The sequence below is a fragment of the Halopiger aswanensis genome, from assembly GCF_003610195.1.
Classification (GTDB): Archaea; Halobacteriota; Halobacteria; order Halobacteriales; family Natrialbaceae; genus Halopiger; species Halopiger aswanensis.
The window spans coordinates 271,719-295,425 of the sequence record NZ_RAPO01000003.1 but is presented as its reverse complement, the minus strand read 5'-3'; the positions used below and the strand labels follow the sequence as shown (position 1 = coordinate 295,425).

Annotated in this window: 20 protein-coding genes and 1 tRNA gene; 9 read left to right on the top strand and 12 right to left on the bottom strand. The window is 65.7% G+C overall.

What is annotated here, in order from left to right:
- Positions 1-22: 22 nt before the first annotated feature.
- A complete protein-coding gene (locus ATJ93_RS15415; protein ID WP_120245538.1) occupies positions 23-937 on the top strand; it encodes a transcription initiation factor IIB in 915 nt (304 codons plus the stop codon).
- A 137-nt stretch (positions 938-1,074) separates the two neighbouring features.
- On the opposite strand, the gene ATJ93_RS15410 is transcribed toward ATJ93_RS15415, so the two are convergent.
- Together ATJ93_RS15410 and ATJ93_RS15405 are read right to left on the bottom strand one after the other, a co-directional pair.
- A complete protein-coding gene (locus ATJ93_RS15410; protein WP_120245537.1) occupies positions 1,075-3,183 on the bottom strand; it encodes a minichromosome maintenance protein MCM in 2,109 nt (702 codons plus the stop codon).
- A 336-nt stretch (positions 3,184-3,519) separates the two neighbouring features.
- On the bottom strand, positions 3,520-4,158 hold the full coding sequence (locus tag ATJ93_RS15405; RefSeq protein WP_120245536.1) for a DUF502 domain-containing protein: 639 nt from the start codon (positions 4,156-4,158) through the stop codon (positions 3,520-3,522).
- A 169-nt stretch (positions 4,159-4,327) separates the two neighbouring features.
- On the opposite strand from ATJ93_RS15405, the gene ATJ93_RS15400 reads away from it, so the two are divergent.
- A complete protein-coding gene (locus ATJ93_RS15400) occupies positions 4,328-4,558 on the top strand; it encodes a hypothetical protein (RefSeq protein ID WP_120245535.1) in 231 nt (76 codons plus the stop codon).
- A gap of 179 nt (positions 4,559-4,737) precedes the next feature.
- Here the strand turns inward: ATJ93_RS15400 and ATJ93_RS15395 are convergent, their stop codons facing one another.
- On the bottom strand, positions 4,738-5,568 hold the full coding sequence (locus ATJ93_RS15395) for an aldo/keto reductase (protein WP_120245534.1): 831 nt from the start codon (positions 5,566-5,568) through the stop codon (positions 4,738-4,740).
- Positions 5,569-6,069: 501 nt separating this feature from the next.
- A tRNA-Pro gene (locus ATJ93_RS15390) sits at positions 6,070-6,142 on the bottom strand.
- Positions 6,143-6,224: 82 nt separating this feature from the next.
- On the opposite strand from ATJ93_RS15390, the gene ATJ93_RS15385 reads away from it, so the two are divergent.
- A complete protein-coding gene (locus ATJ93_RS15385; protein ID WP_120245533.1) occupies positions 6,225-6,482 on the top strand; it encodes a pro-sigmaK processing inhibitor BofA family protein in 258 nt (85 codons plus the stop codon).
- A 131-nt stretch (positions 6,483-6,613) separates the two neighbouring features.
- A complete protein-coding gene (locus ATJ93_RS15380) occupies positions 6,614-7,132 on the top strand; it encodes a hypothetical protein (RefSeq protein WP_120245532.1) in 519 nt (172 codons plus the stop codon).
- 6 nt (positions 7,133-7,138) lie between these two features.
- Here the strand turns inward: ATJ93_RS15380 and ATJ93_RS15375 are convergent, their stop codons facing one another.
- On the bottom strand, positions 7,139-9,205 hold the full coding sequence (locus ATJ93_RS15375; protein ID WP_120245531.1) for a DEAD/DEAH box helicase: 2,067 nt from the start codon (positions 9,203-9,205) through the stop codon (positions 7,139-7,141).
- 162 nt (positions 9,206-9,367) lie between these two features.
- On the opposite strand from ATJ93_RS15375, the gene ATJ93_RS15370 reads away from it, so the two are divergent.
- Positions 9,368-11,932 carry a methyl-accepting chemotaxis protein gene (locus ATJ93_RS15370; RefSeq protein WP_120245530.1) on the top strand — a complete coding sequence of 855 codons (2,565 nt, stop codon included), beginning with the start codon at positions 9,368-9,370 and terminating at the stop codon, positions 11,930-11,932.
- A 139-nt stretch (positions 11,933-12,071) separates the two neighbouring features.
- Here the strand turns inward: ATJ93_RS15370 and ATJ93_RS15365 are convergent, their stop codons facing one another.
- The 5 genes from ATJ93_RS15365 to ATJ93_RS15345 all read right to left on the bottom strand — a co-directional run bounded on the left by ATJ93_RS15365 (position 12,072) and on the right by ATJ93_RS15345 (position 16,244).
- On the bottom strand, positions 12,072-13,274 hold the full coding sequence (locus tag ATJ93_RS15365; RefSeq protein WP_120245529.1) for an ABC transporter substrate-binding protein: 1,203 nt from the start codon (positions 13,272-13,274) through the stop codon (positions 12,072-12,074).
- Positions 13,275-13,321: 47 nt separating this feature from the next.
- Positions 13,322-14,266: an ABC transporter ATP-binding protein gene (locus tag ATJ93_RS15360; RefSeq protein ID WP_120245528.1), complete on the bottom strand. Its 945-nt coding sequence runs from the start codon at positions 14,264-14,266 to the stop codon at positions 13,322-13,324.
- Positions 14,266-15,375: a FecCD family ABC transporter permease gene (locus ATJ93_RS15355; protein WP_120245527.1), complete on the bottom strand. Its 1,110-nt coding sequence runs from the start codon at positions 15,373-15,375 to the stop codon at positions 14,266-14,268. The genes ATJ93_RS15360 and ATJ93_RS15355 overlap by 1 nt, the downstream gene beginning before the upstream one ends.
- A gap of 108 nt (positions 15,376-15,483) precedes the next feature.
- A complete protein-coding gene (locus tag ATJ93_RS15350) occupies positions 15,484-15,927 on the bottom strand; it encodes a cupin domain-containing protein (RefSeq protein ID WP_120245526.1) in 444 nt (147 codons plus the stop codon).
- Positions 15,928-16,049: 122 nt separating this feature from the next.
- Positions 16,050-16,244, bottom strand: coding sequence for a cold-shock protein (locus tag ATJ93_RS15345; protein WP_007259363.1), 195 nt, complete (start codon positions 16,242-16,244; stop codon positions 16,050-16,052).
- 232 nt (positions 16,245-16,476) lie between these two features.
- Between ATJ93_RS15345 and ATJ93_RS15340 the strand changes: the two genes are divergently transcribed.
- The 3 genes from ATJ93_RS15340 to ATJ93_RS15330 all read left to right on the top strand — a co-directional run bounded on the left by ATJ93_RS15340 (position 16,477) and on the right by ATJ93_RS15330 (position 21,309).
- Complete coding sequence (locus tag ATJ93_RS15340; protein WP_120245525.1) at positions 16,477-16,941, top strand: Lrp/AsnC family transcriptional regulator; 465 nt, start codon at positions 16,477-16,479, stop codon at positions 16,939-16,941.
- 311 nt (positions 16,942-17,252) lie between these two features.
- On the top strand, positions 17,253-18,752 hold the full coding sequence (locus tag ATJ93_RS15335) for a proton-conducting transporter transmembrane domain-containing protein (RefSeq protein ID WP_120245524.1): 1,500 nt from the start codon (positions 17,253-17,255) through the stop codon (positions 18,750-18,752).
- Positions 18,745-21,309: a DUF2309 domain-containing protein gene (locus ATJ93_RS15330; RefSeq protein ID WP_120245523.1), complete on the top strand. Its 2,565-nt coding sequence runs from the start codon at positions 18,745-18,747 to the stop codon at positions 21,307-21,309. The genes ATJ93_RS15335 and ATJ93_RS15330 overlap by 8 nt, the downstream gene beginning before the upstream one ends.
- A 42-nt stretch (positions 21,310-21,351) precedes the next feature.
- On the opposite strand, the gene ATJ93_RS15325 is transcribed toward ATJ93_RS15330, so the two are convergent.
- Both ATJ93_RS15325 and ATJ93_RS15320 read right to left on the bottom strand, forming a co-directional pair.
- Complete coding sequence (locus tag ATJ93_RS15325; protein WP_120245522.1) at positions 21,352-21,570, bottom strand: hypothetical protein; 219 nt, start codon at positions 21,568-21,570, stop codon at positions 21,352-21,354.
- A gap of 62 nt (positions 21,571-21,632) precedes the next feature.
- On the bottom strand, positions 21,633-22,415 hold the full coding sequence (locus tag ATJ93_RS15320) for a carbonic anhydrase (RefSeq protein WP_120245521.1): 783 nt from the start codon (positions 22,413-22,415) through the stop codon (positions 21,633-21,635).
- Between the two features lie 162 nt (positions 22,416-22,577).
- Between ATJ93_RS15320 and ATJ93_RS15315 the strand changes: the two genes are divergently transcribed.
- The gene (locus ATJ93_RS15315; RefSeq protein WP_120245520.1) at positions 22,578-23,594 is read left to right on the top strand and encodes an NADP-dependent oxidoreductase; all 1,017 of its coding nucleotides are present in this window, start codon (positions 22,578-22,580) and stop codon (positions 23,592-23,594) included.
- Positions 23,595-23,707 lie beyond the last annotated feature (113 nt).

The following is a 23,707-nucleotide window of genomic DNA, read 5'->3' as shown; positions in this document are numbered from 1 at the left end:
TCAGTAATTACCAGAGGCCACAATGGCGACTTCCAATTCGAACTCGACGTTGGTCTGCCCCGAGTGCAACGGTCGATTGCGCGAGACCGATACCGAAACGGTCTGTGAGGAGTGCGGACTCGTCACGACCGAAGACGCGGTCGATCGCGGGCCCGAATGGCGGTCGTTCGACGACGACGATACTGACCGTCGACGAACCGGCGCCCCGCTCACTCGGTCGCGCCACGATCGGGGGCTGTCGACCGAAATCGGCTACGGATCCGGCTCCGACTCGAGCTACGAGACCAGGCTGACCGGCCGCAAGCGACGACAGATCGCGCGACTCCGACGCGAACACAATCGTGCACGCATCTCCTCGAAAGCGGAACGGAACCAAGTGTACGGATTCGCCGAAATCAGACGCGTCAACGCACAGCTTTCCCTGCCCGATTCTGTACGCGAACAGGCCTGTGCCCTGTTCGAGTCGGCCCAATCCGATGGTCTCTTTCAGGGCCGCTCGCTCGAGGGGTTCGCCGCCGCTGCGATCTACGCGACGTGTCGAACGCGGTCGGTCGCACGCACGATCGACGAGATCACCGCCGTTGCTCGCGCTGACGCTGACGAACTCCAGGCGGCCTACGACGCGTTGAACCGCGAACTGGGGCTGCCGACCGGGCCGATCGACCCGACGCAGTACCTGCCCCGATACGCCGCGCAACTCGAGGTCGGCTCCGCGGTCGAACGCCGCGCCCACGAGCACGCCAGCACACTCTCGGAGGCGGGACGGATCGGCGGACGGAATCCAAGCGGCGTCGCCGGCGGTTGCATCTACAAGGCGACACAGGAACGCGAGGAGTGGCCAACCGTTACGCAGGCAGCAGCAGCTGACGTCGCCGACGTCGCACCCGTGACGATCCGCTCGACGGTCACCGCGCTCGAGGAACTCGGCGATCGCTAGTATCTCGTCTTCGATTCGACTCGCCGGTTCGAAACGAACTCGATTCTCCGCGCGAAAGCCGGGCCGGGTCGCGACGGCGCCAGTTCAGTCGAAGCGAAAAGAGCAACGGACGGAGAAGCACCGACGCTCGCGTCGATTTACGTCGTCCGCAGCGTATCCGTACTCGGCTCGTAGACCTCGCCTTTCTGTTTGAGCTTGTCGATCTCGTGTTCGGCCTTGGACTGGTCCATGCCGACCTCTTCGGCTCGCTCGAGGACGATATCGACCGGCGCGCCGTCGTCGTACTCCTCCTCGATGTCGCTGATGAGCTGTTTGAGGTTCTTGATCCGGTCGCGCTGGGACTTCGAGGTGCCGGCCTCGACGATGTCGGCGTCGAACTCTCCCGTCTCGGGGTCGACGCCGATGTCCTGCAGACAGGAGCGAACGATCTCGATGACCCGGTTCGCGTCGGACTCTTCGACCGTATCCGAGAGTCGCACGCGGGCGCTGGCCTCTGAGAGTCGGACGAGCGCCTCGAGTTTTCGGGCCGTCACGGGGACGGGTGCGTCCTCGTCGGTTCCCTTCGAGCGCAGATCGACGTAGAAGTCCCGGATCGCTTCGCGGGCTGCCTCGGTCATCCGCGGGTGACAGTTCTGCTTCGCGAAGGCGATGTACTTCCGGAGGAGTTCGGCATCGATCTCGGGGTCGACCTGCTCGGTCATCTCGTCGATCTCGTCGTTGCTGACCTCGAGCGAGGTCATCTGCTCGCGTTGGGTCGTCAGTTCGCCGGCGTAGTTGGTGGTGAGGATGTGCTCGGCGAGGTTCTTGTCCTTCTCCTCGTCGGGCTGGTCCGTCACCGTGAAGATGAGGTCGAATCGCGAGATAAGGGCCGGCTCGAGGTCGATCTGTTCGCCGATTGGTTCGTACTGGTCGAACCGGCCGTACTTGGGGTTCGCCGCGCCCAACAGCGAGCAGCGGGACTTGAGGGTGGCGTTGATCCCCGCCTTCGAAACCGAAATCTTCTGCTGCTCGAGGGCCTCGTGCATCGCCGAGCGGTCCTCCGGACGCATCTTGTCCAGTTCGTCGACCGCCGCGATCCCCTGATCGGCGAGCACGAGCGCGCCGGCCTCGAGGGTCCACTGCTGGCCGTCGCCGAAGTCGTCGCGGACGGCGGCGGCGGTGAGACCGGCCGAACTGCTACCTTTGCCCGAGGTGTAGACGGAGCGGGGCGCGATGTTCTGGATGTAGCCCAGCATCTGGGACTTACCAGTACCCGGATCCCCGATCAGGAGCATGTGCAGGTCGCCGCGAATCCGCGAGCCGTCGGGCAACTGCTTCGTGACCCCCGAGAACAGCTGGAGGATCATCGCGAGCTTCTCCTGCTCGTAGCCGTAGATCGAGGGCGCGATCGAGCCGATCATCTGCTCGTAGACGTCGTCCCGGTTGGAGATGTTGTAGATCTCCTTTTTGTCCTCGTCCGTGATGTTCATGTCCTCGAACTGCTCCTCCTCGATCTCGACGGACATCCCCTCCATGTAGAAGTCGAAGACGGGGGACTTGTCCTGCCCGTCGCCCTGCTGCTCGAGGCGGAGGACGCCGGTCGCGGAGACGTGGTCGCCGGGGGTGACCTCGCCGGTGATGTCGTCCTCGACGTGGACGTCGAGCGACTGGGGCGTCTCCCCGCCGCGGAGGCCCTCGGGGCTCTCCTGAATGCGGAGCTTTTGGGAGTCGACGAACTCGGACTGGTCGAAGTTCACCTGAAACGGGCCCTGGCGTTCACAGCCCTGACACTCGTGGGGTTCCTGGAAGTCGCCGCTGGATTGCGGAACGCGCGTCAGGGTGCCACAGAGTTGGCACTCGAAGGCGGCGTCCTCGATTTTCGGCCGGACGTCGGTGGCCTTGCGGACGATTCCCCGAACCTCGACCAGCGTGTTCATGTCGGGGGACCGGATCTCCCGAATCTCGGGCGACTCCGTCTCGGGTAGGTTCCGGACCCGGACGTGAGCCTGCCCGAGGCTGACGTCGATCGGGAGGTCGTAGAGTCGCAGCGCCTCCTCGGCGTAGCGCTGGAGTTGCTCGGGCTGGTTTAGGAAGTCGTCGGCAAGGTCGGGATCGTACCGGTAGAGATCCTGCCAGTCGACGTGGAGCGATCGCTGCTCGTTGGGGTACTGCTGCGCAAGCTGCTTGATCTCGTTGTCGTAGTAGTTGCGGAAGAACTGCTCGAAGGAATCGACGAGTTCGGAGTTACCCGCTTGCGCCTGCGCCATTGCACTGTGGTACGGGCGCCAATAGGTATAAATGGTCGCAAAGCAGGGCGAAACTGGTCGCGGAGTACGCCGCAGCCGTCGTTCGGTGCGGTCCGGTTAACGTACGGACTCGAGTTCTGTCGAGGAGGGGCCGAGCCGCTGGTGGGTAGCTAGCGACGGCGCCGCGAAAGGGCGGGCCACGTCGAACAAGTCGTCCCCGACCGCTGTCGGGAACACACGCCGTGTCCTGTCCGGTTCCCTGTCGTTCACGTGGCCACGAATGTCGATACGGTTCGTTCAGTTATGTATGTACGGCCAATTCATTTTGGTATCTCTTTCTGAAATAATTAGGCTGTGTCACTCGTCTTCCGTGAACCCGTTCGAGGCGACGCCGAGCGTCGCGATCGAGCGGACGGCTTCTTCCACGGTGACGTCGACGTCGTGGACGTTCTCGCGGGGCATGTGCATCACGAAGCCGTTCGTCGTCGGGTTCGGTCCGAGCGGGACCATGATCGTTATCATGTCATCGCTGTCGACGGAGTGTTCGATGTCGTCCGGCGTATCCGCCGTGAGGAAGCCGAGCATGTACGCGCCCTGGTGGGGAAACTCGACGAGTTTTACCTCCTTGAACTGGTCCGTATCGTCGTCGACGAGAATGTTCGAGGCCCGGCGGACGCTCTCGTAGACCGTACTCACGCCGGGAATCGTCTCCATCGTCTGGTGAACGCGCTGAGAGAGGTACTTCCCGGGCGTATACTCCGCGACGAACCCGATCACGAGAAAGAGTCCGAACAGCGACGCAAGCGTTATCAGTTGCACGACCGCTCGCGGCGGTTCGTCCGGCCAGGCGTAGAGCACGCCTTCGATAACCGGGGAGAGCACGCCGAGGACGAAATCGAAGACGACGAGCAATACGACGAGCGTCACGACCAGCGGAATCGTGATTACGATCCCGTTGAGCAGCCACCGTTTCACTCCGATCCGGGGGACCGACATGGATCGTCTAATTGTCAGTTCTCCCCGGAAATCGTTCGGCTTGCAGGAAACTGTCGTCCCGCGCTTGAAATTCCAGATTGCAGAACGTTGTTACGCTACTCACAACACGGCTGCTACTCCTCCCGTCGTTACAGCAGCTATTTGCAATCGCTGTTCTCACGTCGCAGCGATGGACGAACGCGACGATCCTGATCGGATGATCGCCGCCTGTACGCACTGTGGTGCACTCTACGCAGCGACCGAACTGTCGGACGGCTCGATCCTGCCGATCGGCCGACGTGACGGCTGTCGCTGTGGCAGTACGACGTTCACCAAGGTCAACGAAGAACTACTCGAGGACGCGACCGGCGGTGGGCCGGCCGCTACCGAGACGGAAGACGAGTTCGATTCCGAGGACTGAGTGGCCGTTCCCCTGTGTCTCCGCTGTTCGGTATCTGTAGCCGTAGCCTGGAAAAACGAACTGTCCGGCCGTTCTCGAGCGGCGACGTGAATCCGCCGTGAGCCGACGGCGGTCTCGCCGCCGTCGTGAGAACTGCGGTGGCGAAGTGGTGCTGGTGACGGCGACTGCGTCGGGCGCGATCAGTTCCAGGGGGCGAAATCGGGATCGATCTGCCGATCGGTTTTGTCGATCGCGTCGATCGTCTCGATGTCGTCCGCGTCCAGCTCGAGGGTCAGCGATTCGAAGTTGTCCTGAATGTGTTCCTCGCCGGTCGCCTTCGGAATCACGGTGACGCCCTTCTCGCGGGCCCAGGCCAGGCTGACCTGCGCTTCGCTGACGTCGTGTTTTGCGGCGACCTCCTGGATTTCGGGCTGGTCGAACACCTGTCCGCGGGCCAGCGGCGAGTAGCCGACGACCTCGATGTCGTGGGCCTCACAGACGTCGCGGATCTCCTCCTGGGGCAGCATCGGATGGAGTTCGACCTGGTTCGCGAAGATCGGGGCGTCGCAGATCTCGACGGCCTCCTCGACCTGCTCGGGCAGGAAGTTGCTGACGCCGACGCGTTCGATCAGGCCCTCGTCGTAGAGTTCGTCGAAGGCCGACAGGGTTTCCTCGGCGTCGTACTCGCGGGACGGCCAGTGGACGTACAGCAAGTCGACGTAGTCGACGCCGAGTCGGTCGAGACTCTCGCGAGTCGTCTCGAGGACGTCGTCGTGTTCGAGGTTGTCGATCCAGACCTTGGTGGCGAGGAAGATGTCCTCGCGGTCGACGTCGGCCGCGGCGATGCCATCGCCGACGGCCTCTTCGTTGTCGTAGGCCTGGGCGGTGTCGATGTGGCGGTAGCCCGTCTCGAGGGCCGTACGGACGCTGTCGGCGCACTCGTCGGGGTCTTCGTTCTGCCAGGTGCCGAGACCGAGCATCGGCATGCCGTTCGCGGTCGGACACGTCTCCGGATCGGCTGGTTCCTGCATACGCGACGGTTGGAACGTGACGTGAAAAGGGCCTGCGCTCGCAGAAACGAATTCCGGAAAGCGGTCTAGAGAGACTCTGGCGTGAGTACTCGTCACTATTCCTGAATGAAGTGCGGGAGAGTCATCTGCCGACGGGTGGCGGCTGCAACTCACGCCTCGAGCGGATTTCCGCCGCGGAGGACGTCTCAGCGCCGGTCCATTCGATCCGCTCCTGTCGCTGCCCCCGGTAACCCGAACAAAGATGGGACAGCACTTACCCGTGTTACACCCTCACACTCAATTGGCCTGCCGCCCAAACGGCAGGTCAGCCCGCCACGCGAGCACCCACCAGAGCACACCTGCGAGCCACCCTCCCGGCTCGAAGATTCGGACTGAAATAGCTCGAGAATACCCTTTTTGCTCGGATTAGAACCACGGTCGTTCCGCTCTCGCCTCACTTCCTGATTCAAATCCGGACTCATTCTATAGCCGCCGCTCACGAATTTGTTCGCGGCAGTAATATGGGATCGCCCGGATTTGAACCGGGGTCACGGGCACCCAAGGCCCGAAGTATACCAGGCTAACCCACGATCCCGCACTCACTCTTTCGGGCGGACATCATAAAGGGTTTCGTTCCGTTCCGAACCGTTTTGTATCGTCCTGCGCTAGTATCGCGTATGGTTACTGGTCTCGAGATCCTCCTGTTGGTCCTCGTCCTCGCGGCCGTCTTGGGTGCCTCCACCTTGATCCAGACGGCTCGGCCCTTCATCGTCAACGCGGTGGTCGGTCTCCTCGTCCTGTTCCTCGCACAGGCGGTGTTCGGCCTCAACGTCGCCGTCACACCGATCGCACTCGTTATCGTCGCCATCGGGGGCTTCCCCGGCTCGCTGCTGGTGATCCTGCTGTCGCTGTTCGGGGTTGCGTTCGTCCCCTGAGCGGGCCCGCGCTGATTCGCTCACACGGCGGGCGATTTGCGAGTGGTCTCCGCCGGTAGACAGCCGCTCACAATCAAAACGACGGCTGCTGCCGGCTCAACCCTTTATTTTTCCGGCGTCGTACCCGTGCCATGCCGACCCACGTGAGCGAACGACAGGTCCGCTGGTGGCTCGACCGAAACGCCATCCACGACGTAACGGCCCACACGCAGGAGGAAACGGAGTTCAACCTGCAAGTGACTCTCTCGAGCCTGCCGATCCATCTCATCAAGGAGGAGCCGAAGGGGCCGATCCGGGTCGTCGGCCGCAGCGGCCTCGACAGCGAGCGGGCCAGACGGCTCGTGCGCGACGACGAACAGCGCGCGGAACTGTTGAGTCAGATCGGCCCGGTGCTCGCGACGACACCCGGTTTCTACACGTTCCTCGACGAGGAGAGCCGGGGCTGCGAACTGCGCGAGGCCGAGACGCTCCAGATGGAACACCGGATCTACCCCGACGGCGCGTCCCAGCAGGCGCTGATGGACAGCGTGATGGCCATCGCCACCGGAATGCGGTACCTCCAGAACTTGCTGGCCGCCTCGAGCCCCGAAGAGTCACCCGAATTGAACCGACTCGAGAGCAAGAGCAACCACGAGAGCGAAGAGGACTGACGCCGCTCAGAGATCGTCGTCCCGAAGCTCGATGTCGGCGACGAGGTCGTAGGGGTGGGCGTCCTTCCGGATGCCGTCGACGAGGGTGAAGGCCTCGCCGGGCTCGAGGAAGTGTTGAGTGACGACCTGGCCCAGCGGGGTCGGCTCGAAGCCGTCGATGAAGTCGTACTGCAGGAGCTTGCCGATGGCGTGTTTCGTCGGCACCTCGCCGAGCATGCGGTCGTTTAACGCCTTCGCGGTCTTGCCGCCGACGGCGATGTTCGCCAGCGTCTCCTCGACGGCGGCGGCCTCGTCGTAGTGGGTCATCACCGACTCCATCTCCCCCTTCAGGAGCTTGAACGCGATCTCGTCCTCGGTCCCCTCCATCGAGTTGTGGTAGGCGCAGTCGGGCTCGACGAGGACGTACACCTTCCCCTTGTCGTGGTAGTCGGGGCGACCCGCGCGGCCGAGCATCTGGTGGAACTCCTGGACGGAGAGCCACTCGATGCCCATCGCCAGCGAGTCGAAGACGACCTGCGAGGCGGGGAAGTCCACGCCGGCCGCGAGCGCGGCGGTCGTGACGACAGCCGACAGCTCCTGCTCGCCGAACTGGCGTTCGACTTTCTTCCGGCGCTTGTAGTCCAGACCGGCGTGGTACGGCGCGGAGGAGTACTCCAACTTGCGCGAAATCTCGTGACACCGCCGCCGGGAGTTGGTGAAGATGATCGTCTGGCCGCGATACCCCTTCGAGGATTTGGTGTCGAACTCGCGTTTGACGAGTTTGTTCTCGATACGGACCTTCTCCTGTCCGTCGGCGAAGGTGACGTGGCGCTCGATCGGCACCGGGCGCTCCTCGAACTCGATGAGTTTCGACTCGAGGGCGTCCGCGAGTTGTTCGGGGTTGCCGACGGTCGCCGAGAGGTAGATCCACTGGGCGCCGCCGTAGTCGTCGCGGCGCTTGGCGCGCTGCTCGCAGGTGTACTTGAGCCGCGAAATGAGGCCGTCGAGTCGGTGGCCCCGGTCTTCTTCCTTTAAGGTGTGAACCTCGTCGATGACGACGGTCCCGATGTCGCCCATGTCCTTGCCCGTCCGCAGGGCGTGGTCGATCCCCTCGTAGGTGCCGACGATGACGTCGGCGTTGGGGTCGAACTGGTTGCCGTTGTCGGCGATCCGGCTCGCGCCGACGCGGATGGAGACGTCGACGAGGTGGCCGTACTCGTCCTGGAAGTCCTCGTACTTCTGGTTGGCCAGCGCCACGAGCGGGACGAGGAAGAGCATCTTCCCCTTCCCGTTCAGGACGCGGTTGATGCCGGCCATCTCGCCGACCAGCGTCTTCCCGGTCGCCGTCGCGGAGACGACCATCTGGTCGTCGCCGTCGAAGAGGCCGTTCTCGACCGAAAGGCTCTGGACGGGCAGCAGGGTTTCGAACCGGTCCTCGAGCAGGTTCTGCAGGCCCGGATGGAGGTTCAGCGAGTCGACCGGCACGGGGTCGATCTCGTCGGTCGTCGCCGAGATCGTATCGAACTTCGTTAAGTCGGGATCGAGTTGGCCCTTGAGCAGGTTGACGATCCGCTCTAAGTCCTGGACCTCGAGCATGAGGTCCTCCAGGCGCTCCTTGGCGGCGCCGGTGACCGCGCCGCCGCCCGAGAACGACAGCTGGCGCTCGAGTTCCTGACGCGCACAGTCCTGACAGATCCAGTCGTTGTCGTCCTTGACGGCGGTCTCGGTCGTGATCGGCGAGTACCGGCCCGCGGAGGCGCAGTACCGGCAGGTCCGGACGGCCTTGGCCTTATCCTCGAGCTGGTAGCCCGCGAGCATCTCGGTGAACTCGCGGCGTTTCTCGGGGGAGGTCTGTTCGGAAATACGGATTCGCTTGGCGCGGCGGGCGAGTTCGATGAACTCGTCGGGCTGGCGGGGCTCCTCGCTCGAGCCCTGCTTGAGGCGGAACTTGGCGGGCCGGGGACCGGCCGACGTCTCGGAGAGGACGAGCTTCGCCCGGAACAGCCGCTCGCCGTCGCGCTGGACGACGATCAGGTAATCGTCACCCGTCTCGTGGCAGAAGATCGTTTCGACCTGCTGAACCTGCTTCGACACAGTAGCCGAATATGGGCGCGCGGTATTTCAGCGGTTCGGACTGGTCCGATTGGGGACCGTCTTACGGTCGTTCGGACGAATAGGTACGTCTCCGGTCCGATATATAGCACTACGGAACACTCTTACCAACGTACATGTAGGGACTGTCGAATCCTCAGACAGATGACGTTGAATCCGTGGGAGTTCGTTCCGGGTGTTCGCCGCCGCTACGCGCTTCGCTTCGTCGCCGCACTGGTCGTCGTTGTACTCGTCGTTGGAGTCTTCGGCGGCATCATCTACGCCCACACGGGGGCAGAACTCGAGGACGACGTCGAGTCCCAACTCGTTTCCGACGCACAGAAGGACGCGACGCGGCTCGACACCTGGTTTGGCTCGACCGAACGATACGTCGAATCACTCGCGCGGTCGACGGCGTTTCGGAACGACGACCGGATCGTCGTCGCCGATTCGCTCCACCGCATGACGGACCGGACGGCGTTCGACGGCGCCTACTACGTCGATACCGAGACGGGCGCGGTCGACGCCCAGTCCGGGACGGACGCGCTTCTCGAGGACGGAAACGTACGCGACCCGGTCGACGAGCGGATCGCCACCGCGCTCGAGGGGTCGTCGCAGGTCGCCTTCTCCGAGCCGTTCGAGGCCGAGGACGGACGCTCGGCGATGCTCGTCGTCAGCAAGGTGCCCGGCGGCTCCGGCCACGCGGTCGTCGGCGTCATCGGTCTCGAGTCGCTCTCGCGGTACATGATCGGGACGGACGCGACCGACGACGTGGTCGTCGTCGACCAGTCGGGGACGGTCGTCCTCGCCGGAGACCGTTCGTTACTGTTACAGGACGACGCGCTCGATCCGACGGCGATCGAAGGCGACGCCGGCACGACGTCGTTCGACGCGGGCGACACCGAGACCGTCGCCGGCTACGCGACCCTCGAGACCGACCAGCGGGACTGGACGCTGACGACTCGGGTGCCCGCCAGCGAGGCCTACTCGCTGCAGTCGGACATCTCGAATCAGATCCTCCTGATGATCGGCGTCGTCTTCGGGAGCATGCTGTTGCTCGGCGCGACCGTCGGACGAAACACCGCCGGCTCGCTCCGGCACCTCTCCGAGCGGGCAGCAGCCATCGAGGACGGCGACCTCGCGGAGCCGGTCGAATCCGACCGCAGCGACGAACTCGGCGAGCTCCACCGCTCGATCGACCGGATGCGCCGCTCGCTGCGCGACCGCCTCGAGGAGGCCGAACGGGAGCGGGAGCGAGCCGAGTCGGCACTGGCAGACGCCGAGCAGGCTCGCGAAGAAGCCGAACGCGCACGCTCCGAATCAGAGGCGTTCTCCCGACGCCTCGAGGAAACCGCCGACGACTACGGCGAGGCGATGCGGGCCTGCGCCGCCGGCGACCTCACCCGCCGGCTCGAGCCCGATGACGAGAGCGAAGCGATGGCGACCATCGCCGCCGAGTTCAACGCGATGATGGACGACATCGAGGCGACGATCGCGGCGACGCGGGCGTTCGCCGACGCGGTCGACGAGGCGGCCGACTCGACGGCCGAGGGCGTCGTCGAGGTGCGGTCGGCCTCCGAACAGGTGGCCACCTCGGTCCAGCAGATCGCCGACGGCGCGGACCGCCAGAGCGGCCAACTGACGACGATGGGCGGCGAGATCGACGACCTCTCGACGACGACCGAGGAGATCGCCGCGACCGCGTCCGACGTCGCCACGCTCGCCGAGCGCACCGCCGAGACCGGTTCGGCCGCCCGGGAGGCGGCGACGAGCGCCATCGACGGCATGAACGCCATCGAGGACGAGGCCGCGGCCGCCGTCGACGAGGTCGAGCAACTCGAGGCGGAGATCGACGCCATCGACGAGTTGCTCGAGTTCATCCGGGAGGTCGCCCAGGAGACGAACATGCTCGCGCTGAACGCCAACATCGAGGCCGCACGCGCGGACGCCGGGGACGCCGGATTCACGGTCGTCGCCGACGAGGTCAAGTCCCTCGCCGAGGACACCCAGGGAGCGGCCGACGACGTCGAGGAGCGCCTCGAGCGGGTACGCCGGCAGGCCGAGCAGGTCGCCACCGTGGTCCGGCAGACGGACGCGCGGATCGGGGACCACCGCGGCGCGGTCGAGGACGCGATCGGGTCGATCGAGGAAATCTCGGAGTACGCGGCCGAGACCAACGACGGTATCCAGCAGATCTCCTCGGCAACCCAGCAACAGGCTGCCGCAACTCAGGAGATCGTCTCGATGGCCGACGACGTGACGGCGATCAGCGAGGAGACCAGCGCCGAAGCGCAGACGGCCGCCGCGGCCGCCGAAGAACAGACGTCGTCGCTGACCGACGTCTCACACACCGCAACCGCACTCTCGGAGCAGGCTCGAGAACTCGCCGACGCGGTCGGGAAGTTCGAGGTATCGGCCGAACCCGATACGATCGCGGATCCGGACTCGCCGTTGCCGGCTGCTGACGCGGCCGACGATGCGGCGACACCGGACGCGGATGCGGCGGTGATCGATGTAGAGGCACAGCCACCGTCCGCGGCGGTGGCCGTTGACGAGCACGACGCCCCCGACGAATCCAACGCGGACGACGGTGACGGTCCCTCTGAGGAGCCGACATCGGCTGCCGAACCCGACTCATATTCGGACTCGGATTCGGATTCTGACTCGGGCTCGAACACGGACTCGGACGCGGACCCCGACGGCTCGAACACGTTTACGTGGTCTGAATAACGAGTTCTCGAGCGTCACCGTCGGCTGGTGACGTCGTTTCGGCTGGGCGATGTGCCTACAGTAGGGACGTGAGAACCGAAGCGAGAAACCGCGAAAGAGACGGCCCACCGGAGCCGTGCGACGGTCGCGGACCGTCGGCTTAGAAGTCGCCGTTGACGATGTCGCTGACTTCCTGTCGGTCGAACAGTTCTTCCTCGACGCCGTAGAGGTCCTGGGCTGCGCGCTCGGTCAGCACGAGGTTCGCGATCGGTCCCTGGTAGAGCGGCCCGCCGCGGTAGACGTCGCCGTTCTGGACGGCCGTCAGTTCGCTGGCGATGTCGTGGTTTTCCATCTCCGCGACGACCTGGTTCTGGAACTCCTCGGCGGTCAGGGACTCGTTGCTCGGGCCGCGAAGCAGGAGCACGTCGGGATCGATCTCGAGCAGGTTCTCGTAGTCGATCGTCCCGCGGTCGCTGGTGAAGTCCGAGACGCCCGCCTTGCCCAGCGCGTCGCCGACGCCGAGGTCGCGCCACTGCTTGTAGCCCGTCCCGTCGCCGATGGTGTAGGGGTAGAACGTGTCGTCGCCGGCCGGCCAGACGATCGCGACGTCCGGCCGCTCGTCTTCCGGCGGGACGATAGCGTCGACTTCGTCCTGGAACTCATCGTGGAGCGACGCGAAGGCCTCGTACCGTTCCTGCTCCTGAAAGACTTCCGCCAGCTTCTCGAAGGCCTCGTACAGCGAGAGGAACTCGTAGTCGTGCCAGGTGTAGTCCTGCGAGAAGATACTGTTGCCGAAGAAGGGCGTCCCCGTCGACTCGATCTGGTCGATATCTCCCTGGTCCCAGCCCCCGCGGTTGATGAGGAAGTTCGGGTCCATGACGAACATGTCGACGTCGCCGCTGAGTTCGATGAACTCCTCGGGATCGAGTTCGTCCGCCCAGAGCGCCGTCATATCGCTCTTGTCGACGCTGACGTCGGGGATCTCGTCGTAATACTGCGTGTGATAGCGGTCCGTGAGGTAGACGGCCTCGGGGGGCTGCTGGCCGAGCGCGATACCCATGTCGGCCCAGCTGCCGTTGTTAGCGGCCCAGGTTTCCGGAACGGAATCGAACTCGAGGGTGCCGACCGGCTCCATCGTCACGGAGTAGCTCTCGCTCGAGCCGTTGCCGTCGTCGCTGTCGCCGTTACCGCTGCTGTCACCGCTGCCGTTTCCGTTCCCGTTGCCGTTTCCGCCTTCAGTGTCGCCGTTGCCGTTCCCGCTGCCGTTCCCGTCGCTCGTACACCCGGCGATGAGGCCCGCCGCGGCAACTGTCGCACCCGTTCGAAGGATCGTTCGTCTCGATCGGTGGCTGTCGTCAGTCATTGTCCTTTAGGCTCGCCTAAAAGTAGAAAAGGGTTCCGGTATTTCCCCTACTCGGTGTCAGTTTGCAGCGCTCGCTTGGGGAGCACCTGCAGTTCGGGATCGTAGGCGACGGTCGCCTCGACCTCGAACACGTCCGCGAGCAACTGCTCGGTGACGATCTCCTCGGGCGGCCCCCAGTCGTACAGTTCGCCGTCCCGCATCGCGATGAGATAATCCGCGAACCGCGCGGCCTGTGAGATATCGTGGAGGACGACTGCGACGGTGACCCCCTTCTCCTCGTTCAGTTGGCGGATCGTCTCGAGGACGCGGAACTGGTGGTGGAGATCGAGGAAGGTCGTCGGCTCGTCCAGCAGGAGGATGTCGGTGTCCTGGGCAAGCACCATCGCGATCCAGGCGAGTTGCTTCTGGCCGCCGCTGAGCTGACCGAGTTCGGCCTCCCGGAGGTGCTCGACGCCTGCCAACTCGAGGGCGCGTTCGACCGCCTCGCGGTCCTCCGGCGAGATCCCGTCGAAGAAACCGCGGTGTGGATAGCGACCGTGATAGACCAGGTCCTCGACGGTGATCCCGCTGACCGAGTCGTTCTCCTGGGAGAGGAGGCCGAGTTCGCGCGCGAGTTCCGGGCGATCGAACGACCGGAGGTCCTCGCCGCGCAGCCGAACGACGCCGGTATCGGGCTCGAGGTGCTTCGACAGGGCCTTCAGCATCGTACTCTTCCCGCTGCCGTTGGGGCCGACGAGGGCGGTGATCTCCCCTTCCGGCACGTCCAGGCGCGTACAGTCGACGATGGTCTCGTCGCTGCCGGGGTAACTCAACTCGAGGTCGTCGCCGACGAGTGCGCTCCGGACGCTGACGCCGTTACGGCTCTCCGCAGCGTCGGCCGCGTTTTGGTCGGTCTCGACGTCCGTCTCCGTACTCGTGTCCGTACCCCTGCGTTCCCTCGTCACCTCGACTTCACCGTCGACGTCCGTGTCGTTCGCGGTGTGTTGCGTCATTAGAGTTCACCCATCGATCGCTGTTTGCGCATCAGATAGAGGAAGTACGGCCCGCCGAGCAGCCCGGTGACGACGCCGACCGGCATCTGGACCCCGCCGAGCGCGAGGCGCGCTCCGACGTCGGCGGCGACCATCAGCGCCGGCCCGGCGAAAAGACAGCCGACCATCAGCTGCCGGTAGTCGCCCCCGACGGTATTGCGGACGATGTGGGGAACGACGAGCCCGAAGAAGCTGACGATCCCGGCGACGGAGATCGCGACGCTGGCGGCCAGGATGGCCACGCCCGAGAGGAGGAACCGAACCATCTCGACGCGCATTCCGAGCGAGCGGGCGGTCTGCTCGCCGAGCAGCAAGACGTTGAGTTGGCGGGCGCCGGCCATCGCGAGTACGATCGCGATAATCGCCGGGATCGTGGCGATGCGGACCTCGTCCCAGCCGGTACCGGTCAGCGAGCCGGTCAGCCACGCGATCGCCGTCTGGACGACGCCGATGTCGTCGGCGAAGAAGAACAGCCCCTGCTGGAGCGACTGGAAGACCATGTTGACGATGACGCCGGCCAGCACGAGTCGGACGGGGCTCGTCCCGTCCTTCCAGGCGATCAGGTAGACGACCAGAAACGCGATCGTCCCACCGAGCGCGGCGATAAGCGGCAGAAACGGCGCGAGGCCGCTGAAGACGACCAGCGTCGCGAGCACGGCGAAACCGGCGCCGGAGCTCACGCCCAGCACGAAGGGACTGGCCAGTTCGTTGCGCGTCACTGCCTGGAAGATCGCACCCGATACTGCGAGGGTCGTCCCGGCGATAATCGCGACGAACACCCGCGGCAGCCGGATGTTCCAGACGACGATGTTGTTCCGGGTCATTTCGGGCAGTTCGCCGCCGAACAGGAACGCGTTCCACGCCTGCCGGTTGAACACGACCGCCGGATCGACGACTGCTCGCCACGCCTCCCCAATCGTCATCGAGTAGGACCCGAAGCTCACCTGTATCAGTCCCGCGACGACGGTGATAACCGCGCTCGCGAGACAGAACAGGACGAGCGTCCCGGTGAACCATCCCTCCTGCTCGCGGGCCGGCGAGTGAGCCCCTGCCGAGTGCGATCCTGCCATCTGTATTTAGGTGTGCCTAAAGAGTGTTTAGTAGTTGCGATTCCACCCAGCAGGCGGGAAGACGATCAGTTCACTGGACGTGACCAGTCCTTCGAGCGGCGCCGGGAGCTACTCGAGCAGTTCGATCTCGTCGTCGCCGTTCGGGACGGCACAGAGGAATGCGCCGGGCTCGTCGCCCTCGTTGCGGTACCAGTGGACCGCGCCGGCGGGGATCAGCAGGGAGTCGCCGGCTGCGACTTCGTACTCCTCGTCCCCGATGCCGACGACGTACTCGCCCTCGAGGACGTACTGCTCGTGTTCGACGTCGTTGGTGTGTTTCGGCACTTCGGCGCCGGGCTCGAGGACGAATCGGCGGATCGCGAAGTGGGGCGCGCCGTGCTCGTCGCTGATCAGGACGCCCTTCTCGAGGCCGTCGGCTGCGTCGACGGACTCGTACGAAATGTCGTCGCTGTGCCGAACCAGCGGCTCCGGAGCGGCGTCTGGGGACACCGAGTTAGGAGCGGCGTCGTCGGCGTCCGGCTCGGACTCGGGCTCCGACGAGGAGTCGGCCATACCCAGCCCTCGGACGCGACGCTACTAAAGTCTACTACTTGTCGTCCCGACCGGGACGCGACAGCCGCAGCTAGCCGGTGTAAAATACTGCAGTCAAGAGCCGATACCGTTACGAATCCGCCTTACAGGCGCTCGACGTTCGTCGCGCGCGGGCCCTTGGGGGCCTGCTCGATGTCGAACTCGAGTTCCTGCCCTTCTTCGAGATCCGGGCCGCCGATGTCTTCCATGTGGAAGAAGACGTCCTCATCCGCATCCTCAGTCTCGATGAATCCGTAGCCGCCAGTGTCGTTGAAGAAATCAACGGTTCCTTTCGCCATTGCTTCTAAAGAGAACGGACGGATACGTATAAACGCTGCGACTCATGAACCACCGACGCACCGGGTGTCACGCCCGTCGTGCTGCCGTCTCCGCCTTTCGTTGCGGTCGTCCGTTCGCCCTCGAGTCGCGGCGCTTCTCCGGTTCGGCGAGACCGGCGAGCACCCGTCCGCGGGACCCAGCCCGCGGGAGGCAGGCGAAGTCCCTTATATTCGCCGGTCGAAACGACGCGGTATGACCGAGTACGAGCTCGACGCGGTCGACCGGGAGATCCTCTACGCGCTCCAGGAGGAGGCCCGGAACCTTTCCTCCGGCGAGATCGCCGAACGGACCGACGCGTCCTCGAGTACGGTCCGCAAGCGCATCCAGCGGCTCGAATCTGAGGGAGTCATCAAGGGATACAGCGCCAACATCGATTACACGAAGTCCGGTTATCCGATCCGGATGCTGCTCTTCTGTACGGCGCCGATTCCCGAACGGGGCGACTACATAGAGGAGATTCTGGACATTCCCGGCGTCGTCTCGGTGCAGGAGTTGGTGACGGGCGAGGAGAACCTCCTCGTGACGGCCGTCGTCAAGAACGATCGGGGTATCACGCCGATCGCCCAGGAACTCTCGGACATGGGGCTGACGATCACCGACGAGGTGCTCGTACGTAGTCACGAGTCGACCTCGTTCGACGAGTTCTCCGCGGAGTGATCGCGCCGTCACCCGGTTTCGGTTCGCTTTTTATACCTCTTCTCACTGTCCCTATTTCGCCGATAACGCAGCGTTAGCGGCGTCTCCGTCATTCCAACGCGGTGGACCCTCCCGATCGCCGTCGGATCGGCAGATTGGGTTACGGCACTTCTTGCGAGAGACCATGATGTTCTTTCACACGGGTTTCGGCGAACGATTTGTTCGAACAGCAGGTTATAATAACCAGGATGTTCAAAGCGGTGGTAACGACGACTGGGCGGACCGGCCCCGAAGCGGGACCGTCCGCGCCGGTCGGAGGTGACACTCGACGCATGACCGACGAACGCTCGATCGACGCCGCACAACTCTCGGAACTGACGACGACGGACGATTCGGTCGTCCCCCGGGCGTCGACGCGGCTGGTATGGATGCTGTTCCTCTGTAGCGTCGGCATCCTCGCGCTGACGATCCGGCGCGGCGAGCCGTGGACCGGCGTCGACTACGCGGTCGTCGACGGGCTAACCGCGGTGCTGTGGGTCGTGGTCACCTTCTTCAGCGGCATCGTCCACAGCTACTCCAGGCGTTACATGGCGGGCGACCGCGACCTCGAGCGCTTCTTCGCTCGCGTGTTTGCGTTCACGCTCGTCGTGATGGTCCTCACCGCGGCCGACCATATCGCGCTGTTCGCGGCGGCGTGGCTCGCGATGGGCCTGCTGATGGCCGCCCTCATCGGCCACGTTCGCGACTGGGAGCAAGCACAGGCCGCCGGCGCGCTGGCGCGTCGGTACTTCGTCGCCAGCAGTGCGGTGCTGGCCGGCAGTCTGGCCCTACTCGCGTGGGAGAGCGGAACGACGTCGATCGCCGGCATCCTCGGCGGCCTCGAGGCGGTCTCCCCGACGATCGGCCTCGTCGCCGCCGGCGGGCTCGTCCTCGCGGCGCTGATCCAGTCGGCGCTGTTCCCGTTCCACGGCTGGCTGCTGTCCTCGATGACGGCGCCGACGCCGGCCTCGGCGCTGATGCACGCCGGCTTCGTCAACGCGGGCGGCGTTCTGCTGACCCGCTTCTCGCCGCTCGTCGCCGACCACCTCGCGATTATGTCGGCCGTCGTCGTCCTCGGCGCGGTCAGCGCCCTGCTGGGTCAGGCGATGTTGCTCGTCCAGACTAACGTCAAGCGCAAGCTCGGCAGTTCGACGATGGCCCAGATGGGATTCATGATCCTCCAGTGCGGCCTCGGATTCTTCGCGGCCGCGATCGCCCACCTCATCCTGCACGGGTTCTACAAGGCCTACCTCTTCCTCTCGTCGGGGGCCGTCGTCGAGGAGGCGGCGCCGAAATCGACGGCCAAACACGCCGGCCACACGGAGTTCGGCTTCTCGAGCGCCGTCGTCAGCCTGCTCACGGCGGTCGGCGGCGGCGTGCTCTTCGGCGCCCTCACCGGGAAGGCGACGGGGCTGGCCTTCGACAGCGGGACGATCCTGACGCTCGTCGTGGTCCTGACGACGCTGACCGCGGCGCGGGACATCCTCAACCGGACGACCCTGCCGCGGGCGGTTCGATTCGTCAGCGTCCCGCTGGTCGTCCTCACGGCGATCGGCGGCTACGCCCTGCTGTACAACGCGATCTCGGCGGTGGTCCCCTCGGCGATGACTCACGCCTCCACCGACGTGACGATCGCCCACGGCCTCGTCGCCGCACTGTTCGTCGGGGCCTACGTCGCGACCGAATTCGGGTGGCACCGCTCGAGCGAGCGCCTCTACGTCTCGCTGTTGAACCTCTCGGAGCCGGATTCCGCGACCGTCCTCACGAACAAGGAGGAGTACAAAGATGTCTAAGCCGACGGCCAAATCCGAACTCGACAACGACCCGGAAGCCGAACAGACGCCCCAACAACGCGACCAGGCGGACCACTCTGCGACCGGTACTGACGCCGATCGGGACCCCCTCGCCGCGACGATCGAGCGCGCGGCCGAGCGGGTCGGCGCCGTCTGGCCGCTGTACTCGTTCGTCACGGCCAACCCTCTCTCGGGATTCGAGGACCAGCCGTTCCACCGGGCCGTCGACGACGCCGAGCGCCTGTTCGGCGGTCGCGGGTATCCGCACCCCGACGTCTTCCGCACGGCCTGGGAGCGCGGCCAGATCGATCCCGATGTCCTCGCCGCCGAACTCGAGGCCCACGGCATCGACCGCGATCCGGAGACGCTCCTCGAGGAGCTGGCCGCGGCCGAAGCCGAGCGCGATACCGAGGCCGACGACGCGACCGAGACCGTCGACCGCGTGCTCTCGAAGTGGCTCGGCGCCTTCCTCGACGAGGGGCAGGCCAAGTGGCCGATGCCGAACCGCGAGGAGGGGTTCTACGCCGCCTGGCGCTCGGTCGCGCCATACGACGGCGACGTGCCCGGCTGCGACGCCCCCTCGGACCTGCCCGAGACGGCGACCGAGGCGCTCGAGGCGGTCCTCGAGGACTATCCCGACGACCGATGGACTGACATCGCCGAGCACCACTTCGCCGCGCTGCCGGGCTGGACCGGCTTCATCAAGCAGCGCGTCGAGGACGAGACCGATCCCTGGCAGGCCGAGTACCCGATCACGCTGCGCGAGTACCTCGCGGTGCGGCTGACGCTCGCGGACCGGCTGGACGCGCCGCTCGAGCCTGCGAACGACGAGAGCAACGCCGGCGACGACAGCGAGGCCGAGGACCCGCCGCTCCCCGAAATCTGGCTCACCGCCTGGGAGAAGAGCTACCGCGAGCGCCTGCTCGCCCAAATCGACGGCTCGGTGACCGACCCCGCCGACGCGGGCGAACCGTCCCGGCCCGACGTCCAACTGGTGTTCTGCATCGACACGCGCTCGGAGATCATCCGCCGCCACATCGAGGGACAGGGCAACTACGAGACCCACGGCTACGCCGGTTTCTTCGGCGTCCCGATGCGGTATCAGGGGTACGACGCGGCCGCCCCCGTCGACGCCTGTCCGCCGATCGTCGACCCCGAACACCGCGTCGTCGACCAGCCCGACGAACCGGAGACGACGGCGAAACGCGACCGCTGGACCGGCCTCGCGACGGCGACCCGCAAACACTTCAAGCGCCTCAAGGCCAACGTCGTCGCCGCCTTCCCGTTCGTCGAGGGCGGCGGCGCCGCGTACGGCTCGGCGATGGCCGCGCGGACGCTCGCCCCCTCGGCGATCGCCTCGCTCGAGAACGCCGTCGATGAGCGCGTCCCGAGCCGACACGAGTTCTGTTCGCCCGCGATCGACTACGACGACCACGGCGATCACAGCCACGCCGACCACGACCTCCCGCAGGGCATGCGCCTCGAGGAGAAAGTCGAGTACGCCGAGAACGCCTTCGCGCTCATGGGCTGGACGGAGTTCGCCCGCCTCGTAGTCTTCACCGGCCACGCGAGCGAGACGACGAACAACCCGTTCGACTCGAGTCTCGATTGCGGGGCCTGCGCCGGCAACCCCGGCGGCCCGAACGCCCGCGTCCTCGCGACGATCTGCAACGATCCGGACGTGCAGGCCGAACTCCGCGATCGCGGCTTCCACATCCCCGAGGACACGGTCTTCCTCGCCGGCGAGCACAACACGACGACCGACGAAATCACCCTGTTCGACGGCGCGGTTCCCGAGAGCCACCGCGAGGACCTCGAGCAGCTACGCGCCGACTTGGAGCGCGCCCAGGCCGGCGCGGCGGCCGAGCGCCTCGAGTCGATGACCGACGAGACCGACGTCGACCCCGAAGAAGCGGTCGCCGAAGTCGAGCGCAAGGCCGCCGACTGGGCGGAAACCCGCCCCGAATGGGGGCTGGCCGGTAACGCCTCGTTCGTCATCGGCCCGCGCGCGTTGACCGACGACGAGAACTTGGACGGCCGCGCGTTCCTCCACTCCTACGACTGGACGACCGACCCCGAGGGCGAGGCGCTCGAGGCGATCGTGACCGGCCCGCTGGTGGTCACCCAGTGGATCAACAACCAGTACTACTTCGCGACGGTGGACAACGGCGTCTACGGCAGCGGCTCGAAGGTCACGCAGAACGCGCTCGGCAACGTCGGCGTCGTCCAGGGTAACGGCGGCGACCTGATGACCGGCCTGCCGCTCCAGTCGCTGCAACTCTCCGACGAGGAGTCGTACCACCAGCCGCTCCGCCTGACGGCGGTCATCCACGCGCCCGTCGAACGCGTGACCGAGATCCTCCGCCGCCACGAGGACGTCGCCGAACTGCTCGACAACGGCTGGATCGGCGATCTGACGGTCGTCGATCCGGAGCGCGACAACGAGGCGTTCCACTACCAGGGCGATCTCGAGTGGGCCTCCGAGTCACAGACAGCGGTTCAGGCCCGCGAGCAGGACCAGAGTCAGGGGCAGCTTTCGGCTCCGGCGCAGGACTAGGTTTTCCGTTCCCCTTCCAGTTCCGCCACCGTCGCCTCGCGGTTACAGTTCCTCTCGCTTCTCGAGCTGGTGGATCGTAATCGAGATGAAGTAGACGACCATGAACAGCAGGAAGCCGACGACGAGGCCGCCGAGCTCTCGAGCGCCGATCCCGGCGGGCGAGAGCACCGCAAGCGTCGTCAATCCGATGACGAAGATCGCGGCGACGAACGCGCCGACGGCGTAGTAGAAGCCGACGTCGGACTCGAGGAGCGAACGCATGCTCGATACGTTTTCCGGGAGTGGTAAAACGGTGTCGACGGCCGGCCGCGCTCGCGTGGTCGTCAGGCCAGCAAGCTGGCGGCCGCCGTCTCGTAGCCGTCCGGTACGCGCTCGCGGATCGCCGCCGGATCTGTCTCGCCGTCGACGTTGATCAGGTACGCGCGGCCATCCGTATCACCGTAGACCCGCTGGAAGTCGTAGACGAAGCCGTAGACGGCGATATCGTCCGGGACGTCCGCCGCGTTTTGGAGGAACGCTACTTGCCGGTTGACGTTGTACTCGACGAGTTGATTGACGACCGTTTCCTCGTCCGCGTCGGCGTCGACGGCGCCGCTCTCTATGGCCTCCTCGACGACGGGGACGAGCATCTCGACCCACTTGTCGACCCCCTGGGGTCCGGGCGTGTCCCCGCCCGTCGCGACCCGGTAGGCCGCGGTGACGGCGCCGCAACCGGTGTGACCGACGACGGCGACGACGGCGGTCTCGGTGTGGTGGATCGGGTAGAGGATCCCGCCGTCGACGATGCGCTCGCCGTCGTCCTCGTCCCAGACCTGATTGCCGATGTTGCTCGGCGTAAAGACCGCGCCGGGGTGGTCGACCCCCCACATGTATTCCTGCGGGACCCGCGAGTCCGAGCAACAGATCGCGACGACGCCCGGGTGCTGGCCCGTCTGGACGTCCCTGAAGTAGTCCTCTGGCAGCGAGTCGACGTGGCGCCGGTTGCCCGCGAGCAGGGTCTCGAGGACCTCGTGATCGTGCTCCGGCCCGGCGGCGGGATCGCCGGCCGGCGCGCTCGTGTCGGCGCCACTTCCGTCGGAATCGTCGCCGTCGTTGTCGGTTGCCATACGGTACCGTATGCGAACGGCAGTGAAAAAGCTCCCACGCTGGAGGGGCCGGCGGTGGACCGCGAGTGCGCTCGAGGCGCGCTCGCTCGCCGGTCGATCGCAGCACCGGCACTGTCTTCCGCGAGCCCGCGTTTCATCCGTCGCCGACCGCTACGACTCGACATGGCAGAAACCAGACAGTGGCGACTCGCCAGCCGCCCGACCGGCGAACCGACCCGCGAGAACTTCGATCTCGTGACCGTCGACCGTCCGGAACCCGGCCCCGGCGAGGTCCTCGTGAAGACCCTCTACCAGTCCGTCGACCCCTACATGCGCGGTCGTATGCGCGACGAGGAATCCTACGCCGAACCGTGGGACGTCGGCGACCCGATGCAGGCCGGCATCGTCGGCGAGGTCGTCGCGTCCGAGGCCGACGCGTTCGGCGAGGGCGACGTCGTCACCGGCAACCTCCTGTGGGCCGAGCACGCGGTCGCGGACGCCGACGAACTCCGGCCCGTGAATCCGGAACTCGGTCCCGTCTCGACCGCGCTCGGGGTGCTGGGCATGCCCGGTATCACGGGCTACTTCGGCATGCTCGACGTCGCCGACCCCTCGCCCGGCGAGACGGTCGTCGTCTCCGCCGCGGCGGGCGCGGTCGGCTCCGTCGCCGGCCAGATCGCCCGGCTCTCGGGCGCCCGCGTCGTCGGCACCGCCGGCAGCGAGGAGAAGATCGAGTGGCTGACCGACGACCTCGGGTTCGACGCCGCGATCAACTACAAGGAAACCGACGACCTCGAGGCCGCGATGGAAGAAGCCTGCCCCGACGGCGTCGACGCCTACTTCGACAACGTCGGCGGTCCGATCACGGACGCCGTCTGGCCATTGCTGAACGTCGACGCCCGCGTCGCCGTCTGCGGCCAGATCTCGCTGTACAACGCGACCGAGGTCCCAACGGGGCCGCGCAAGCTGAGCAAGCTCATCGAGTCCCGCGCGACGGTCGAAGGCTTCCTCGTCGGCGACTACCAGCACCGGTGGAACGAGGCCCTCGAGTCCCTCTCGGAGTTCATCCAGCAGGGCGACCTGCACTACCGTGAAAACGTCGTCGAGGGCTTCGAGAACGCGCCTGAGGCCTTCTTCGGCCTCTTCGAGGGCGAGAACATCGGGAAGCAACTCGTCAAAGTCGCAGAGCGCGGCGAGTAATCGACCGCTCGAGGCGCGGTCTCGCCTCGAATCCGTCTCGTAAACCGGTGCTATTTTCGCCCGGCCGCTTCCACGTTCGCACATCGTCGCCGACGCACTCTGCGTTCGTCGAT